The sequence below is a fragment of the Fluviispira multicolorata genome (assembly GCF_009208585.1).
GTDB classification, from domain to species: Bacteria; Bdellovibrionota_B; Oligoflexia; order Silvanigrellales; family Silvanigrellaceae; genus Silvanigrella; species Silvanigrella multicolorata.
Map to the genome: position 1 here is coordinate 34483 of NZ_WFLN01000009.1, position 17143 is coordinate 51625.

The 17143-nt window shown below is 33.0% G+C and carries 13 protein-coding genes; 4 read left to right on the forward strand and 9 right to left on the reverse strand.

The genetic code is table 11. The features are described from left to right. Positions 1-18 precede the first annotated feature (18 nt). From lpxD to GCL57_RS12135, 5 genes are all read right to left on the reverse strand, one after another. Positions 19-1032 (reverse strand): UDP-3-O-(3-hydroxymyristoyl)glucosamine N-acyltransferase, encoded by a 1014-nt coding sequence (gene lpxD, locus GCL57_RS12115; RefSeq protein ID WP_152213616.1) that lies wholly within the window; start codon positions 1030-1032, stop codon positions 19-21. Beyond that, positions 1033-1605, reverse strand: a complete 573-nt coding sequence (locus GCL57_RS12120) for an OmpH/Skp family outer membrane protein (RefSeq protein WP_152213617.1) — start codon at positions 1603-1605, stop codon at positions 1033-1035. A 42-nt stretch (positions 1606-1647) separates the two neighbouring features. Continuing rightward, positions 1648-4071 carry an outer membrane protein assembly factor BamA gene (bamA, locus tag GCL57_RS12125; RefSeq protein ID WP_152213618.1) on the reverse strand — a complete coding sequence of 808 codons (2424 nt, stop codon included), beginning with the start codon at positions 4069-4071 and terminating at the stop codon, positions 1648-1650. 124 nt (positions 4072-4195) lie between these two features. Then, on the reverse strand, positions 4196-4882 hold the full coding sequence (locus tag GCL57_RS12130; RefSeq protein WP_211363260.1) for an ABC transporter ATP-binding protein: 687 nt from the start codon (positions 4880-4882) through the stop codon (positions 4196-4198). Positions 4883-4897: 15 nt separating this feature from the next. Then, positions 4898-6187, reverse strand: coding sequence for an FtsX-like permease family protein (locus tag GCL57_RS12135; RefSeq protein ID WP_161597741.1), 1290 nt, complete (start codon positions 6185-6187; stop codon positions 4898-4900). A 188-nt stretch (positions 6188-6375) separates the two neighbouring features. Here GCL57_RS12135 and GCL57_RS12140 point away from each other — a divergent pair, with 188 nt between their 5' ends. Continuing rightward, the gene (locus GCL57_RS12140) at positions 6376-7614 is read left to right on the forward strand and encodes a KamA family radical SAM protein (protein WP_152213620.1); all 1239 of its coding nucleotides are present in this window, start codon (positions 6376-6378) and stop codon (positions 7612-7614) included. Positions 7615-7731: 117 nt separating this feature from the next. Then, positions 7732-9342: an aldehyde dehydrogenase family protein gene (locus tag GCL57_RS12145; RefSeq protein ID WP_152213621.1), complete on the forward strand. Its 1611-nt coding sequence runs from the start codon at positions 7732-7734 to the stop codon at positions 9340-9342. Between the two features lie 407 nt (positions 9343-9749). Here GCL57_RS12145 and GCL57_RS12150 read toward each other — a convergent pair whose 3' ends face one another. The 4 genes from GCL57_RS12150 to GCL57_RS12165 form a co-directional block, all read right to left on the reverse strand. Continuing rightward, the gene (locus GCL57_RS12150) at positions 9750-9974 is read right to left on the reverse strand and encodes a cold-shock protein (RefSeq protein WP_152213622.1); all 225 of its coding nucleotides are present in this window, start codon (positions 9972-9974) and stop codon (positions 9750-9752) included. Positions 9975-10374: 400 nt separating this feature from the next. Beyond that, positions 10375-11838 (reverse strand): MltF family protein, encoded by a 1464-nt coding sequence (locus tag GCL57_RS12155; protein ID WP_170271536.1) that lies wholly within the window; start codon positions 11836-11838, stop codon positions 10375-10377. A gap of 138 nt (positions 11839-11976) precedes the next feature. After that, positions 11977-12738, reverse strand: a complete 762-nt coding sequence (locus GCL57_RS12160) for an RNA methyltransferase (RefSeq protein ID WP_152213623.1) — start codon at positions 12736-12738, stop codon at positions 11977-11979. Then, positions 12719-14089 carry a CCA tRNA nucleotidyltransferase gene (locus GCL57_RS12165; RefSeq protein ID WP_161597742.1) on the reverse strand — a complete coding sequence of 457 codons (1371 nt, stop codon included), beginning with the start codon at positions 14087-14089 and terminating at the stop codon, positions 12719-12721. The genes GCL57_RS12160 and GCL57_RS12165 overlap by 20 nt, the downstream gene beginning before the upstream one ends. A 138-nt stretch (positions 14090-14227) precedes the next feature. Here GCL57_RS12165 and der point away from each other — a divergent pair, with 138 nt between their 5' ends. Both der and GCL57_RS12175 read left to right on the forward strand, forming a co-directional pair. Then, a complete protein-coding gene (gene der / locus GCL57_RS12170; protein WP_152213625.1) occupies positions 14228-15733 on the forward strand; it encodes a ribosome biogenesis GTPase Der in 1506 nt (501 codons plus the stop codon). Between the two features lies 1 nt (position 15734). Beyond that, positions 15735-17126 carry an RsmB/NOP family class I SAM-dependent RNA methyltransferase gene (locus GCL57_RS12175; RefSeq protein ID WP_161597743.1) on the forward strand — a complete coding sequence of 464 codons (1392 nt, stop codon included), beginning with the start codon at positions 15735-15737 and terminating at the stop codon, positions 17124-17126. Positions 17127-17143 lie beyond the last annotated feature (17 nt).

Genomic DNA, 17143 nt, shown 5'->3' on the forward strand with positions numbered 1-17143 from the left:
TTTTCTCCTCTAATCATTTTATGATGATTTTTTATTTGTCTGTTTTACGATTTTATTAAGAGTTGCAAGATGGGCTGTGTATTCTTTAAAAGGGCGTGCAGGAGAGCCTCCCCATATTTGTTCGGAAGGAATATTTTTAGAAATACCGCTTTGCGCTGTAAGCATTGCTTTATCACCAATTTTAACATGTCCAGATACACCAACTTGACCCGCCATTACTACTTTGTTTCCTACAGTTGTAGATCCTGCTATACCAACTTGACCAGCTATAAAACAAAGTTCTCCAATCACAACATTATGCGCAACCATAACTAAATTATCGATTTTAGTTTGACGACCTATTTTGGTGTCAGACATTGCGCCTCTATCTATAGTTGAATTTGCGCCAATTTCAACATCATCTTCAATAAAAACGCCACCAATTTGTGGAATTTTAACATTTTCATTTATATCGGCAGCAAACCCAAAGCCATCGCCACCAACGACGACACCAGGGTTTAATATACATCTGTTACCAATGCGGCAACCTTCTCTAAGAACAACATTAGGATAAAGAATACAATCCTCACCAATCGTACTTGCAGCTCCAATAAAGCAGTTTGAATAAATAACTGAGTGAGCTCCAATGCGTGCTCCTGGGCCAATAAATACAAAAGGAAAGATTGTTGCAGAAGGGTGAATTTCGGCTGATTTGTCAATTATAGCATGGTCTGAAATACCATTAAATGGATGAGTTGGCTTAAAAAAAATCTGAGAAATTTTCGCTAGAGTAACATGGGGATTATCGCATATAATAAGACAATTCGCCACTTTTTCTTTAAATAGTTCAGCAGCTTTTTTTGAGCAAATTATTGCGCCTGCATTTGTATGATAAACATCGTTAAGATATTTATCATTAATTAAAAAAGAAATTTGATTTTTATCGGCTCTATCTAAAGGAGCAATGCCTGAAAATTTAATGTCTTCAGAGTTTAAATTAATAACTTCACAATTTGATATTTTACTAATATCGTTTATTGATAAGTTTGTCATTTAATTTGTTCCTTTTACCTTTGATTTTGCTTTGTATTTTTTATTATATTCAGCGACTACTTTTGGAGTTAAGTCTTCAGCTTTTTTAGCGTATAAAACTATACCAGCTCCTTTGTCAAATACAGCATCTAGGTCTTTAGGTTCAGATATTTCTTTTATAACTCCGAGCATATTTTGAAATATTTGCTGACTTGCATCGATTTCTTGTTTGCGCATTTTTTCCTGAGATCTAAATTTAAAGTCTTGAAAATTTACATTTTTAGTTTGTATTTCTTTTTGCTTAATGAGTTTATCTGATTCTGAAAGTACAGTTTGTTGTGATTGAAATTCTTCAATTAATTTTTTTAACTCAGTTTCTTGTGCACGCATGCTATCTTCTATTTCTTGAACTTCTTTACGCATGCTTGCTTGTTTAGCTTTGCCTTCATCTGTTTGTAAAATTGCAGCTTGAACATCCACAACACCAATTTTAAATTGTGAAGCATCTTTTGCATATATACCTTGAATTAAAGAAAAAGATATAGCAATAATTAGCGATTTGCATAAAACTTTATTTACCAAATTGATATTCATAATTAATTCCTCCAAATATTGAGAATCACTTTTATAACATTATCACATGTTGTTGTTAAAACTATCAGATCCAATTGAGAAGATGAAATGCGCTTTGCCAATATTTCCATTCTCAATTGGGAAAGCCCATTCAAACCTGAATGGTGCAATAGGGGTTGTCCATCTAAAGCCAAATCCAACGTCATATTTAACTTTATCCATAGAGAATTTTTCATAGTCATCTAATACGGAGCCGGCTTCACCAAAAGTAACTAAGCGTAATCCTGCTTGGGGAATAATTGGCACAAAATATTCTAAGACTCCATAAAAACTTCTATTACCACCAATTGTGAATGTTGAAGTTTGCCCTGTGAGCGGGGAGATAGCCACTTGTGCGGTGGTGGTTAAAGCTTCTCCTGGGCCGGAATAGCCTTTCATGTAATATGAGTTTCCAAGTGTGAGGCGTTCCCAGTAAGGGACGGAATTCTTTTTGTCGATTTGGTAAACATATTTTGGTTGAAAAGCAATTCTAAAATTTGTTCTAAAGTTATCACTAAAATTAACTGGTATATAATATGCAGTTAATGCAGACATGGAGCCAAATTTATATTGGCCTTTAAATAACTCAAAACCAAATGAGTTTGTTCCAGATAAATAAATACCTGAAGTTGGGTTAGCGTAGTTATCGGTGTTATCGTAAGTCAGAGTCTGTGATATTTTTTCAGTGGTTCCTGATGAATAAAACTTTTGAGTTAAAGGAACGCTCGGATTTGTAAGGGTTTCAGAAATACTATAGCCCAAATAAAAGCGAAGATTTTCTATAATTTCACGTCCAACACTCACTCCAGCTGTTTTTGTTTCTTGCGTAATATAGACTTGGTCAATTGATGAAGAAGACGTGATAGCCTGTTCATTTTTAGAAAAAGATGTATTAACTCCAAAACTCCATGGGCCATCATAAATGCTTGGATTCGTAAAGTTTAGTCCTAATGTGTAATTGAAAGATCCATTGCCGCGTGGGCTTGGACTCACTTGAATATTTGCGCCTACACCATAAGCCTTACCAATTAAATTACGTTCTTGATATTGTCCCTGTATAAAGAAAGTTAAGCCCGAAGATCCGTTTGTATCTGGAGAAGCTCCTAAGGAGGCAGATAATGAACCGGTAGATTTTTCTTTTATAAGAACTTTAATATCAACTGAATTATTAGCTTGATCTGGTTCTTGAATAAGCTGTACTACCTCAAAAAAACCAAGCCGTTCTATGTTTGCTTTACTTTTCTCAATGTTGGTTGCATTGAATAATTGTCCTTCAGAAATTTTAATCGCTCTTCTAATAACATTATCACGCGTTTTAACATTTCCTTCAATCGTGATATTACGAATATAGGCTTTTTCACCTTTTGTTATATTATAATTTATATTATAAAGTTTTTTAACTCTATCAATGTTAAATGTTGGATAAACATAAGTAAAAGCATAGCCTTGATCACCATAAATTACTTTTAGTGATTTCATGTCACTGTTAAATTTTGAAATACGATATATTTGATCTTCTTTTAAAAGTAATTTATTTTTAATATTATCTTCTGTATCAATAAGATCGCCTGTTATTTTAACGGTTCCTATATTAAATCGTTCTCCTTCTTCAATAAAAAAGGAAACACTAATGTCTTTTTTGTTTTTTGCTAAACGAGATATAGGTGCAACAACTGTGCTTTCAGCGTAACCATTATCACGATAATAATAAGTTATATTTTGTTGATCTGCCGCAACATATTCATCCCTAAAAAGGCCGGAAGAAGTTAAAACTGAGTTCCAAGAAATTGGTTTAGTTGCCATAAATGTCTGAAGTTCAAAATCACTAAAGTATTCATTGCCTAAAAGATTTACTTTTCTAACTTCAATGGGCGTGTTTTCTTTGATTTGAAAAACAACATTAACTGAACCTGAGTTTGTTGATTTAAGTGCATACAAAGCTTTCGCTAAATAATATCCTTTTTCAATATAAGCTTGTTCAATTGTTCTTAAATCTTGGGACAGTTTTTTTTCATCAACAATAGTATATTTTTTTGTGATTATTTTATCTTTTAAAGATGATGAACTTACAATGTCAAAACCTTCATATAATATATCATGAATAGTTGGTTTTTCTACGACAGATACGATTAATTCACCATTTTCTCCTAAATCAAATTTAACATCTTGAAAGTAACTCGTAGCAAAAATACTTTTAATGTCTTTTGTGACAGCACTTGGAGTTAAATTCATACCTTTTTTAATTGACATTAATTTTAAAATAGCATCGTTTGTAACAGTTTTATTTCCAGTTATTGTTACTTTTGATACAGCTCCATGCTGTGCTTGCGCTGAAGGTTGCAGAAGAGGTGTTTGTGCAAAAACTTGCCCTGCTATCGCAAGAACAAGGCTTGTCGTACCAAAAAAGAACGTATTTTCTAAGAACCTGTATTTTTTTAAGCCAAACATTTCTATAATACTCGCATCAACAAGACGGAAAAGAGATCAACGAAGCTGCCACTATTCACCATCTTGGCTCATTTTGCAAACAATGCTTCATCAAGTAGAGAAACCTTGTTTGAGTTAAAGTAGGTTAACTATTTTGTTCATCAGAGAGAATATGGCCATCTCTTAATCGAATTCGTCGAGGTAGCGAGGCTGCAAATTCTTTATTGTGAGTAACAACTAATACAGTTGATTTTAAACTTTGATTTATCTCCTGAAAAAGTTCATGAATATGAGATGCATTTTTTGAATCTAAATTTCCAGAAGGTTCATCGGCAAGTAAAAGAATTGGATCATTAATAAGTGATCTAGCAATGGCAACTCTTTGTTGTTCACCACCGCTTAACTGACTTGGAAAATGGAGTTCTCTTTTAGTAAGTCCAACTTTTTTAAGTAAGATTTTTGCTTTTTCTTTTACAGTTTTCTCGGGAAATCCAGCGATTAAACCCGGCATCATTGTATTCTCAAGAGCATTGAATTCTGGTAATAAATTGTTGTGCTGAAAAACAAAGCCAATATGTAAATTTCTGAATGTGCTAACAGACTTATCTCGCTTTTCAAACGGATTTTTGCCATCAATTAAAATTTTTCCTGAAGAAGGAGAGTCTAAGGTTCCTAAAATATGTAGGAGAGTGCTTTTACCAGAACCACTTTCACCAACAACAGCAACAACTTCTCCCCTATTAATTTTGAAAGAAATTCCTGCGAGAGCATTGAGAATCCCCTCGCCTACTTTATATGTTTTATGTAAATTATCAACTTGAACGGCTATCACTTCTGCTCCAATAATTTAATTTCGCACTGATAAAACTTCTATGACATCTAAATTTCTAACTTCAATAGCAGGCCACACAGCCGCGAGCATAGCTAAGAATATGCTTCCAAATGAAATAAAAACGATTTCATAGATATCGATGAGTACGGGTAATGGTTTACTTGAATAAGATGTCGTAATAAAAGGAATTTGATAATTATGAATACAATAAAGAGCAACTCCACCTAAAGCAAGTCCTATGATAACTCCTGCAAAACCAATAAGGAATCCTTGCCAGAGAAAGAGTTTGCTTAAATCAGACTGTTCAAACCCAAGACTCCTTAAAATTGCCATTTCATTTGATTTTCTGCGAATTGTGAGAAGCAGCGAAATAGAAATGCTAAAGCATCCAACTAAAATTATCATGAGCATGACAAAACTCATTCCAAATCGTTCTAGAGTAAGCACTTTTAATAAGGCGCTGTTTGACTCTGTCCATGGCTTAGCGCGTAAGCCCATTGGTTTGAGGATTTTATTGAGTTTCTGAGAAATTTTATCTGCTTCTAGTGGACTTTTTATTTTTAATTGCAAACCAAGCCAGCTCTTCTCATATTGAAAAAATTGGTTTGTGATCTTTAAAGAGCTGATAACTCTTTTTTGATTAAATGAAAAATTTCCTGAACTTATATACCCAGCAATCATCACAGGAAACTGAGTTGGAGCGAGCCCACCAATTCCATCATCTGGAATTGTTGAGACCAAGGTAAGACTATCGCCCACATGTAAACCGAGTAGATTCATGAGGTCGAGGGTAACGATTACGGTTGGAAATAAGTCAGATTTTGTAATATTTTCTGCAGGCAATTTTCGATTTAATATATTTAAAGTAATATCTTCTGAAAGATATTTTTGTAAGCTGAGAGTACCTTCAGCGAGAGCGGGATCAATTCCTTCAAGGCGTGCCATAGCTCCCCTTGAGCCAGACTGTAAAATAACGTCTCCACTTTGATATGGAGAGATAGCAAGTATTTCGCTCGAGATTGATTGAATTTGTTGCATGAGATCTTTGTTTTCAGGAATCTGTTTTCCTCTTTCTATTGCAACAACTTCAATATGCGCTTGCATATTTAGGAGATGAGATTTTATGTTTGTGACAAATCCTCCCATGACACTGAGCACCACGGTAAAGGCAAAAACTCCAATTGAGACCCCTAATACAGGCAATAGCACACCAATTGCGGAAGCACTTCGGCGTGATTTACTGGCCCAAGAAGAAATGAGATAGCGATGAAGTAAAAAACGTATTGCTTTAGAATTTGCAGCCATTCTTTTTTCCCGAAAAAAAGTACGAAGAGGATTCTGAATGAACATCAATATGTGTTTACAAGGTTCGGCAATAGTGTACAAGATGGGAGCACTAAAAAGGAGATGAAGTTGATTTTATCTTCTTATTTTTTGTTTCAAATTATTATAAATAATGCTACTATTTTAGTTATATAGGAAAGAAATAAAGCATGCCGTTTGTAACTCCAAATAATCTTCATAAAGCAACAGCATCGAATAAAAAGTGTATTACGCAGTTTGGCGCCAAACTTTTTGGAGTCTCTGAAGAGAGTTTTGCAAATTGGCGATGGCAAATGAAAAATCAGGTCCAATCAGCAGATGATCTTATAAATATTCTTAAAGTATCCTCTAATGAAAATTCTGCATTTCATGAACTTAAAGATAAATTTCATGCAGGAATTAGTCCGTATGCAATTGCACTTATGGATTTTGAAAATGAATATGATCCAGTTCGATTGCAATTGATGCCAAAAATGGAAGAATTAAAAGATAAATATGGTGTGCCTGATCCTCTTAATGAAGTTGTTAACTCACCCGTTAAAGAAGTTGTGCATGTTTATAAAGATCGCATTGCGTGGTGTGTTGCTCAATTATGTCCTGTTTATTGTCGCTATTGTTTTAGAAAACGTCGAGATGGTGAAGAAGGATTGCATTTTAATCCTAAAATAATTGAGAAAGGTATTGAATATATATCTTCCAATAAAAATATTCGCGATGTTTTAATAACAGGCGGTGATCCTTTTATTGGGCATGATAGTACAATTGAAAATTTATTAAAAAAACTACGCGAAATTCCACATGTAGAAATTATTCGTTTTGGGACGAGAACCCCTGTTTCGTTACCTTACAGGATAACAGAAGAGTTTGCAGATATGCTTGCTAAGTATCATCCTATTTGGATAAATACTCATTTTAATTCTGTTCAAGAGTTAACTCCCGAGGCTGCAAGTGCAATTGATACTTTGTTACGTAAAGGAATTCCTGTCGGAAATCAGTCTGTATTTTTAAAAGATGTAAATGATTCTGTGGAAAAAATGCGTGCACTTGTAAATGGACTTGTGCGCTTGCGTGCTAGACCTTATTATATTTATCATCCACAAATTGTTGAAGGATCGGAGCACCTTCGTATTCCTCTAGAAAAAGGTCTTGATATTATGCGAGGATTACGTGGTTCTACAACGGGTTTTGCAAATCCTCAATATGTTTTGGACACGCCCACTGGAAAAATTCCTTTATCTCCAAATCATGTGCTAGCGCGTGATGGTGAGAATGTTATTGTTGAGCAGCTTACAAAAACACCATGGGCTGAACCCAGTCCATTAAATGGATATATATCTGAAAGACCACTCCCTGAAATAAGTTATCCAAATGCACAAAGAATTTTTACTAAAAATAAATTTGAAAATTAAATTATTTGATATTTTATTCTCTTTTTTTGCATGTCTTGTGAAATGAGTCTTCCTGTAATATGTATTTCAGTGAGAATTCTTTTTTTACTTCTGTAGCAATCAGGGAGTTATCCGATTATGCATAAATTATCTCTAAAAGTTCCAAATAATGAGCTTATTATCAACCCAAAAGAAATTCCTTCTGAATGGGAAAAATATGCTGAAGCTGTGCAAAAAATACCTAAAAATATAGATCTTCCAATGATCATTGATGGAAAAAAAGTTTATTCTACAAAAAAAGTAAAAAATTTAAATCCATCTAATGGAGAAGCTATTGGTACATATCAACAAGCGGACTTTTCGCATGCGCAACAAGCCATCGAAGCAGCATTAAAAGCGAAAGCTCATTGGGCTGCATTATCTCCTTCTACACGTATTCAAAAATTTCGAGATCTTGAAACAATTCTTTTAAAATGGAAATACGAATTATGTGCAACTTCAAGTGTTGAGTGTGGTTATAATTCTTTTGAAACATATGTAGAATGGGCAGAACTTTTAGACTTTGTTCGTTTTAATAATTATTTTTATGCCGAATTACTAGCAGAACAAATGGGTGATGGTTGGGGTGAAACAAATCACTTACAATTGCGCCCTTTAAAAGGTTTTACTTGCGCTGTGACACCATTTAATTTTCCGCAAGCAATTGGTTATAATTTACCTTTAGTTATGGCACTAACAGGAAACACAGTTGTTTGGAAACCTTCTGACGATTCTGTTATGAGTGGTTATCTCTTAATGCTTGCACTTGATGAAGCTGGATTTCCTCCTGGGGTTATCAATATGATTACCGGCGATGGTAAACCTTGTCTTCCAACTGTGCTTACGCATCCTGAATTAACTGCAGTTAATTTTACCGGAAGTTTTGCAACAGCAAAAGCATTTGGAAATTATTTATATAATTCTGAATATCCACGTAAAAACTTTCCTCGTTATGTTGCTGAAACAGGTGGTAAAGACTTTTTGGTGGCTGATAAAGATGTTGATATTATCGACACAGCTCGTTGTATTACCCAAGGTGCATTTGGGCGCAGTGGACAAAAATGTTCAGCTAATAGTGTAGCAATTATTGATGAACATATTTGGCCTGATTTGCGTGAAGCTCTTATTAAAGAAACAAATTCTCTCAATATTTGTAATGCAGTTGATAAAAAATGTGATGTTGGACCTGTTATAAATGAACGTCAATTCGATAAAATATCTTCTTTCATTGAGCGCGCTAAGAACGATAAAAATTGTAAAGTTATTGTGGGTGGAAATTGCGATAAGAAAAATGGATTTTATGTTTCTCCAACAATAATTGAAGTATTTACTGAAAAACATGAACTTCTATCAGAAGAAATATTTGGACCAGTTATAGCTATTAAAACATATAAAAAATTTGAAGATATTGTTCCGATTATTGAACTACACAATTATCGTTTAACAGGAAGTGTTATTAGCCGTAACGAAACATTTTTAGAAAAAGCAGTGCCAGTTCTGAGTCAATATGCAGGTAATTTTTATATTAATAGAAAAACGACAGGCGCAATTGTAAATATGCAGCCGTTTGGTGGTGATGGTGCAAGTGGTACAAATGGAAAGGCTGGAGGAAAGTGGTATTTATTAAATTTTGTTTCGCAAGGAAGTATCACACGTAGACACGTACGCTCAACAACTCCATCTGCATTGGAAAAATTAAATCAGTTTTGAGCGGTGCTTTTATTTTAAACTTATTCTATTTTTAAATATAAATTGAAAAGAAAAAATAAAACTTAAAAATACTCCTAAAAATATTACGATTGATATTGAAATTGGCTCTTTATTATAAATTAAACTTGATAATCCTGTAAAAATAAAAACTAAAAGTGCTCTTATACTCATATTAAATGAGGATGCAGTTCCTCTTAAATTAGGAAAAATAGTAAGTGATTCTGAAAAAATAACGGGATAACAAATTGCAAATCCTATGCAAAATAAACTTACTAGGCCCGTCATTAAGTATGGAGAACTTAGTTCATAAATGCTTATTAAAATTAAAAGAGCAGAACCTAAAAAGAAGCGCTTTATTTTAATTGCGATACTCTATAAATATTTGTTAAGTATAGTAATAGAGTATTTTAAATCACTTCAATTTGCTCGGCCTGAGGGCCTTTTTGTCCTTGAGTCACTTTAAATTTAACTTTTTGCCCTTCATTCAAGGTTCTAAAACCATTTGAAACAATAGCTGAAAAATGAACAAAGACATCGGGACCACCATTGTCTTGTTGAATAAAGCCAAATCCTTTTTTTTCGTTAAAAAACTTGACGACACCTGTTTGAAATCCTTGCTCATTAGCGTTCATAAATATCTCCTTTATAAAATACAATATCCAAAGTAATAAATATTTGTGCATATCTTTATTCTGCTACGTTATCATATTCAACTTTACTTAAACTTTTCATATAGTCAACTTTTATGCTTTAATGGTTTAAATAAAATTTTTATTATATATATTTTTCTGTATTATTTATATTTGCATTTAAATGAGGTATGCAAGTATGTTTAAAATAATTTAGAATTATACAGATTTTCCACGTTTGCATGAAATTGAAAAATCTGCGGGGAAAAAATATATGGAAGTCGGTTACGACTCTTCACAATGGGCTGTTAATCAGCCCGAGTGTTTTTCACGTTATTATGAGAATAGCCTTTTGTAGGTCGCTTTATGGAATGATATTTTTTTATAACTCAAGCTATGAGTATTATTTTTTAATTTTTTTTATATTTTTATTTTTTTCTTCATTTATTAATCTATAGGACACATAATATTTTAAGATATTTCTTACATAAGTCGTCGTTTCAAGGCCAATAATTTCACCGGTGACCATTTCTACATTATTAAACCATTTATTTTCATCAAGTCCACACATACATGCAGCAGTAATTTCTCTCATTTTTAGTATTTTACCTGCACCTGCATTATAACTTGCTAAGGCAAATAACATTCGATTGTAATCATTAAATTTTGCCCCTTTGAAATAAGTCTTCATTAGGAAATTCATGTATTTTGTGCCAGCATGTATATTGACTTCAATATTTGTTATGTCGCCAACTTTCATTTGTTTTCCAGTGTCAGGCATAATTTGCATAACACCGATTGCGCCTACATGGCTGCGTGCATTTTGATCAAGTTTTGATTCTTGATATCCTTGAGCTGAAAGCATGAGAGGGTCAAATTTATATCTTGCACCGTATTTTTTAAATATTTTTAATATACTTTGAAATTTCTCTGTCTCTGAACTTTGTGTGTTATTTTTTAATTGATTCCATTTTTCAAGCGTTTGAGCATATCTTACGTCATTGACATTTGTTTTTTCAACATAATGTATAAAAAAATCTTCTAGTTCAGAGGCTAATTTAGGGCTATTTTTTCGAATCATCCACCCACTTTTCCCATTTTCTCTCACAAAAGCTTTGTAATTTACTTTTATGTTTGGTAATATTTTTTCCCAAGCTTTTGCAATTATATCATCTACAATAACTATTTTTAATATTCCAGCGTTTACCATTTCTAATTTATCTTCATCTGAAAGATCGTCAGGCAGTACTTGAAGTTTAATTAATGGTTTTCCTGCCGCTTCAAAAGACTTATTTAGCTTTAAAAGACTGTCATAATAGCTTGTCGAGCGGCGAACACTGACTGTTTTTCCTGAAAGTTCTTCAATCGTATTTATTGTCGGTCCGCTTTTGTGGGTAATGACCAACTCTGTGTTTCCACGTTGCTTTTTGGGGCCAACAAAGTCTATTCTTTTTGCTCTGTCTCGAGTAAAGGTTAGATTTCCTGCAGCAATATCCCCTTTCCCTGTAATAATATTGTCAATTAAATATTCAATAGAAGTAGGAATAATAAAAACGGTTATTGGTCGATTGCCGAGTTCTTTTTTGTACTTTTTATTAATATATGCTTCGAAATCTCGAGCTAGTTCTATACTTAATCCTTTTTCCTGTCCTTTATCTATATAATAAAGTGTCTTACTATAAGGCATAAAAATTCGGATCATACGCCTTTCCTTCATATCATCAAAATCACCTAGGGACATATGAGTTAAATTACTGAATTTTAGAGTTGGTTCTTTAGATAGAGTGCTAGGAAAAGTAAGTAAAAAAAACAAAGAAATTATAGAAGATAATAATATTTTTTTGTGTTTTATCAATTTATAGGTCATTTATTTATACCTTATAAGTACTCAATTTTATCTATCAATGCTAGTTTTCGGTATTCTATTAAAATTTATAAGTTTTTTTAGTTAAGAGGTGAACAAATGATGGAGACTTTAAATTTAAAGTGATTTTGTGTTTTTTGTTTATCTTATATATTCTTTAATTTTATTAAGTATACCTTGCATTATATTTACTTCTTTTTCTGTTAAAAATTTGTCAGCAATGAGCTTTGAAAATACACTCCACCGTTTGGACTTATTTCCATTTTTAATATAACCAATTTTTCCGAGGACAAAAAATAAATTCAATTTTAAATTTTCAATATGGTTAGATGTGGCTAAATTTATATTTTCACTTTTAGTATTTCCAATTTTATTAAGAACTTTACTTGCTTCGTAGAGAATAACAATGACAGCTTGAGCTAAATTAAGAGATGTATTGTTACCAAAGGTTGGAATTTTCATGCAAATATTACATAAATCAATTTCAGCATTAGTTAGTCCTGATGCTTCTCTACCAAATACAAAAGCAATTTTATAATCGTGTCGGATGTCAGTAAAGATCTTTTCTAAATTCCAACTGACCTCTAAGCTTTTGTGTTGACCGCGAGCTCTATTTGTAAATGCAATGACAACTTGTTTGTCTACAAGAGCATCGCTCAAGCAAGAGTAAACTTTTGCATTCTTTAGAATATCTTGAGAGTGCATGGCTAAGGTTTTTGCACCCTCTTTACCTCCACTTAAATAATCACAAGGCTTTATAAGCCTTAAATTAAAAAAACCCATATTGTTCATTGCACGTGCAACAGCACCAACATTATTTGGGTGCTCTGGTTCTACCAAAATTATGCTAATATTTTTTGATAAATTTTGATTTTCTCCATTTTCACTCTGTTTTATTTGCATTCTGTAATCCAATGGAAAAATATTCTTTAAAAAAATCTGTTTTAAAATCTATTATGCTCTCTATTTTTGGAGCTATCCCTTTTTTCAAATAAATATACTGTATATATTTGATAATTACTGAAATATATTTTTTATCTAAATTTTTGCTTTCTACTAAATTTACAATTTTTTCAGTATTTAAATTCAATTTATTTTCATTTGAATAGCTATCAGTGATTTTATAGAGTGTTTCTTTTAAAAGATTATCTTTAATAAAAACAGAAAGATTTATAAAAATACAGCGAGAATAGTATTTTGTTAGAGAAGAAATTTGAGTTAGATATTCATAGAAAATGAAATCGTAAAGCTCAATATCAATCTCTTTTTTAGAGTTTTCTTTATAAAAAATGCATTTTAAAAAAATAAAGCAGGCTTTTTTATCGTCATTTGTAAGAGGCCACTCCTCAAAAACTTTTAAAAATTCAGTGTAATTCTTTTGATCAAATTCGTAGTTAAATAAAAAATATTTTAAGAAATTATAAAATGGATAGATAGTGTCTAATTTTATTTTACTGAGTGCGAGATTGTTTCTCATAAAGCTTTTATTATCTGAAATTAAAAATCGTTCATTTTTATAAAAAATATTTTTTATTCTTATTATATTATCTAGAAAAGTACAAAAAATATGAAACTTTCCAAGTTTGATTTTTTGAAATTCAAGCAGAATTCTTTCTTTGCTCAATTCAAACAAGCCATCTGAATTTTTTTGAGCAGCTTCAATACTCTTGCTATCGATACTGAAATTTAAATTGGCTGCAAAGCGTATCATTCTTAAAATTCTGAGCGCATCTTCATGTAACCTGTCTTCAGGTAGGCCAACACAACGAATGACTTTCTGTCTTAAGTCTTTTAGACCTTCATGTGGATCGATAATTAAGCGTTTGCTAGGATTGTAATAAATTGAATTTACGGTGAAATCTCGACGTTGGCTGTCTTCTATAAAATTTCCTAAACTAACAGACTCTGGCCGTCTTCTGTCTAAATATTTACCCTCTTTGCGAAAAGTCGTGACTTCAAACTGATGACTGCCTTGCTTTACCAAGCATACGCCAAAGGCTTGTCCAACAAAGTGTGCATTTTTAAATAAATCTTTTATATTTTCAGGTGTTGCGGAAGTCGCAATGTCAATATCTTTTGGTATTTTGTTAGGATTTAAGAGTAAATCTCTTACAGCACCGCCGACAATATAGGCTTCAAATTTATTTTTTTGCAGAATAAAGCAAATTTGTTTGGCCGCTAGGTAAATAGAGGCTTTTCTTACATTGGAAAAGACTGTAAACTTCTTATTTTTAAAAATCACTTTATGTTTCACAAAAATTCCGTTATGCAGGTGGACTGGCTACGATGCCTTCTGTTTGCCCTATTTTTCGCCGCAGTGATGATTTGAAGATCATGGCATCTTGAAAAGCTTCTAGCATACTTTACAGAACAGACACAGGATTTCGCTATAATGACTTTAAGAACCTACACTCGCCTTGTTGCCCTCGTTGGTCGTCCCAATGTTGGCAAAAGCTCACTTTTTAACCGTATTATTCGTGAACGTAAAAGTTTAGTTCACGATGAACCCGGTGTCACTCGAGATCGCATTTTCGGACGCGCCGAACACAATGGTGAAGCTTTTTACTTGTGCGACACAGGTGGTTTTGAACCAACTTCAAAGGATAACATTAAAATTCAGCTCGTTGAACAGGCTGAAATGGCTATTGAAGAAGCAGAGACAGTCATTTTTGTTGTGGATGGGCGTGAAGGACTTCACCCTGTTGACAGCGATCTTATTCGCCGTCTGCGTAAATCAGAAAAGAATTTTGTAGTCTGTGTAAATAAATGTGATTTACCTAAAGATGATATTTTAATTGAAGAATTTCGTAAGCTAGGGGTACCAAACGTATATCCAGTGAGTGCAGAACACAATCGTGGTGTTTCTGATTTGCTTGATGCTGCAACCGAAATTTTTGCAACTGCTCCTAAAACAAAAGCGGAAGATCTTGAAAATCCTCCTGTAAAACTTGCTATCATAGGCCGTCCAAATGTTGGAAAGTCCTCTATTTTAAATAGACTTGTAGGTGAAGCGCGTTCCATTGTTGATAATAAGCCAGGAACAACTAGAGATTCGGTCGATGTGGCCTTAAAATATCATGGGCGTGAACTCAAAATTATAGACACAGCAGGTATCCGACGCAAAAGTCGAATGGTCGATAAACTTGAAAAGTTTTCAGCATTTCGTAGTGTTTCATGTTTAGAGGACTGCGATGTTGCTGTTTTAGTGATTAATGCTGAAGATGGTGCAACCGATGGTGATGCGCGTGTTGCTGGATATGCATTTGAGCTTAGAAAACCAATATTAATTGTTGTAAATAAGTGGGATCTCGTTAAAGATAAAACTTCAAAAACTGTAAAAGAATTCACTGAAAAATTACATTTAGATTTACGCTATATTCGTTATGCACCTATTGTATTTGTTAGTGCATTAGAAAATTTAAGGGTCAGCCGACTTATTCCAATGTGTCTTGAACTATATGATCAAGGAAGCAAAAGAAATCCAACTTCACAAGTTAACAATACTTTAAGAGATATTCTTTTAAAGCACACACCTCCTTTGGTAAAAAATAAATCAAAAAGAATTAAATTTCTTTATGCGACACAAGTGGGATCATTGCCTCCACGTTTTGTCATTTTCTGTTCACATCCAAAAGATTTGCATTTTAGTTACAAAAGATTTGTTGAAAATGAATTTCGTGAAGCTTTTCAATACAAAGATATTCCAATTTCAATTATTTTTCGTGAAAGAACCCGCTCACCGTTGGACGACAATGGTGAAAGAATTAAATCTAAAGGTACTGCTCGTTTTCAAAGAGATCGTAATTACGATGATGACATTCGTAGTATGGTCTTTGATGACAGCAAAGCATTAGACGGAGCAGATATCGAATTTTTCGATGATGATTCCGAGGATTAAAATGGCAGAACAAAAAAATAAAAGTACAAAACATTATGAAGGCAGATGGCCTCATTTGTATAAGCTATGGTGCTCTGCACTAAATCAAGAATCTCTTCCACAGTTTGATAGATGGTTGTCACAAGAATTTGCTAAAAATTCAAAATATGGAAGTCGTGATAGACGTTGGTATAGTGAATGTTTATTTGCTGGAATCCGTTTTGGTTATTTCTCTTTATTTTGTGAAGAATTTTTTTTAAAGTGCCAGCATGTAAATTTACATGAAAAACTAATTAAAGAATTCATTATAAATTTTGAAGAAAATTTTAAAAATAGCAATCAACTTCTTTCTAAGTGGAAAGAAATTACAGAAGAACGTTTTTTTGTCTGGATTCGCCTACGCTATCAATTAGTATATAAAAATAAATCTAGTGCAGTATCTCTTGAATTGTCATCTGAAAATTTTCAATTAGAAACTCAATTCTTTGCTAAATTAATTTCTTTTCTTGAGAACTCAAAGGATATTTCTTTTCATTTAATTTTTTCTAGTATTCCTATTTGGTATAAAAGCAGTTTAGAAAAAAGAATTGAAAAATCAAATTGGAACGAGACAGAAGTTAAACAGTTTTTAACAGAGCTTGATTCTCGCCCACCTTTGTGGATTCGGATTAATGATTTGAGTAAAACAGAATTGATTACTCAAGAACTTATTAAAGAAGGGTTTGAATTTGAACATTTTGATTCTTCTTTGAAGGTGACCGGAGCAAAAGGCGTTTTTGCATTACAAGCATACCGATCTGGTTTGTTTGAAATTCAGGATTTAGCGAGTCAAAGAATTGGACAAAATATTCAGGTTAAAAATGGACAGTTTGTTTGGGATTGCTGTGCAGGTGGAGGCGGAAAGACACAACAGATTGCAAGTTTATTAAAAAATAAAGGTGTCATTTACGCGTCTGATATTCGAGAATACAAACTTGAAGAAGTAAAAAAGCGTGCACGAAAATCAGGTTTTTTTAATATTCGCTGTCTTCCTTGGAATGGAGAAAAACTCCCTCAGTTTCAAAAAGAAGTTGAAAATAGAAATGGATTTGATTGGGTCTTAGTTGATGCTCCTTGTTCTTCATCAGGGACTTGGAGAAGGAACCCAGATGCAAAATACCGTGTTTCCAGTGATAACATTTTAAGTTTAAGTAAGTTGCAGCATAGTATTTTAGAAAAAGCGAGCAAAGGTGTACGAGTGAGTGGTCATTTGGTATATTCAACCTGTAGCTGGGTATTTGATGAAAATGAAGGCATAGTTTGCGAATTTCTAAAAAACAACCCAAATTTCTCTCTGGTAAAGCAGAATTTATTAGGCTCGCCTCATGAAAATGCAGACACTATGTTTGCAGCTGTTTTAAAACGAGAAAGCTAACAGCTTTTTCAAAGTTC

What these genes read in the sequence shown, in the direction of transcription:
- lpxD (WP_152213616.1), bottom strand. Translation starts at nt 1,032, where the DNA reads ATGACAAACTTATCAATAAACGATATTAGTAAAATATCAAATTGTGAA.
- GCL57_RS12120 (WP_152213617.1), bottom strand. Translation starts at nt 1,605, where the DNA reads ATGAATATCAATTTGGTAAATAAAGTTTTATGCAAATCGCTAATTATT.
- bamA (WP_152213618.1), bottom strand. Translation starts at nt 4,071, where the DNA reads ATGTTTGGCTTAAAAAAATACAGGTTCTTAGAAAATACGTTCTTTTTT.
- GCL57_RS12135 (WP_161597741.1), bottom strand. Translation starts at nt 6,187, where the DNA reads ATGGCTGCAAATTCTAAAGCAATACGTTTTTTACTTCATCGCTATCTC.
- GCL57_RS12140 (WP_152213620.1), top strand. Translation starts at nt 6,376, where the DNA reads ATGCCGTTTGTAACTCCAAATAATCTTCATAAAGCAACAGCATCGAAT.
- GCL57_RS12145 (WP_152213621.1), top strand. Translation starts at nt 7,732, where the DNA reads ATGCATAAATTATCTCTAAAAGTTCCAAATAATGAGCTTATTATCAAC.
- GCL57_RS12150 (WP_152213622.1), bottom strand. Translation starts at nt 9,974, where the DNA reads ATGAACGCTAATGAGCAAGGATTTCAAACAGGTGTCGTCAAGTTTTTT.
- GCL57_RS12155 (WP_170271536.1), bottom strand. Translation starts at nt 11,838, where the DNA reads ATGACCTATAAATTGATAAAACACAAAAAAATATTATTATCTTCTATA.
- GCL57_RS12160 (WP_152213623.1), bottom strand. Translation starts at nt 12,738, where the DNA reads ATGCAAATAAAACAGAGTGAAAATGGAGAAAATCAAAATTTATCAAAA.
- der (WP_152213625.1), top strand. Translation starts at nt 14,228, where the DNA reads ATGACTTTAAGAACCTACACTCGCCTTGTTGCCCTCGTTGGTCGTCCC.
- GCL57_RS12175 (WP_161597743.1), top strand. Translation starts at nt 15,735, where the DNA reads ATGGCAGAACAAAAAAATAAAAGTACAAAACATTATGAAGGCAGATGG.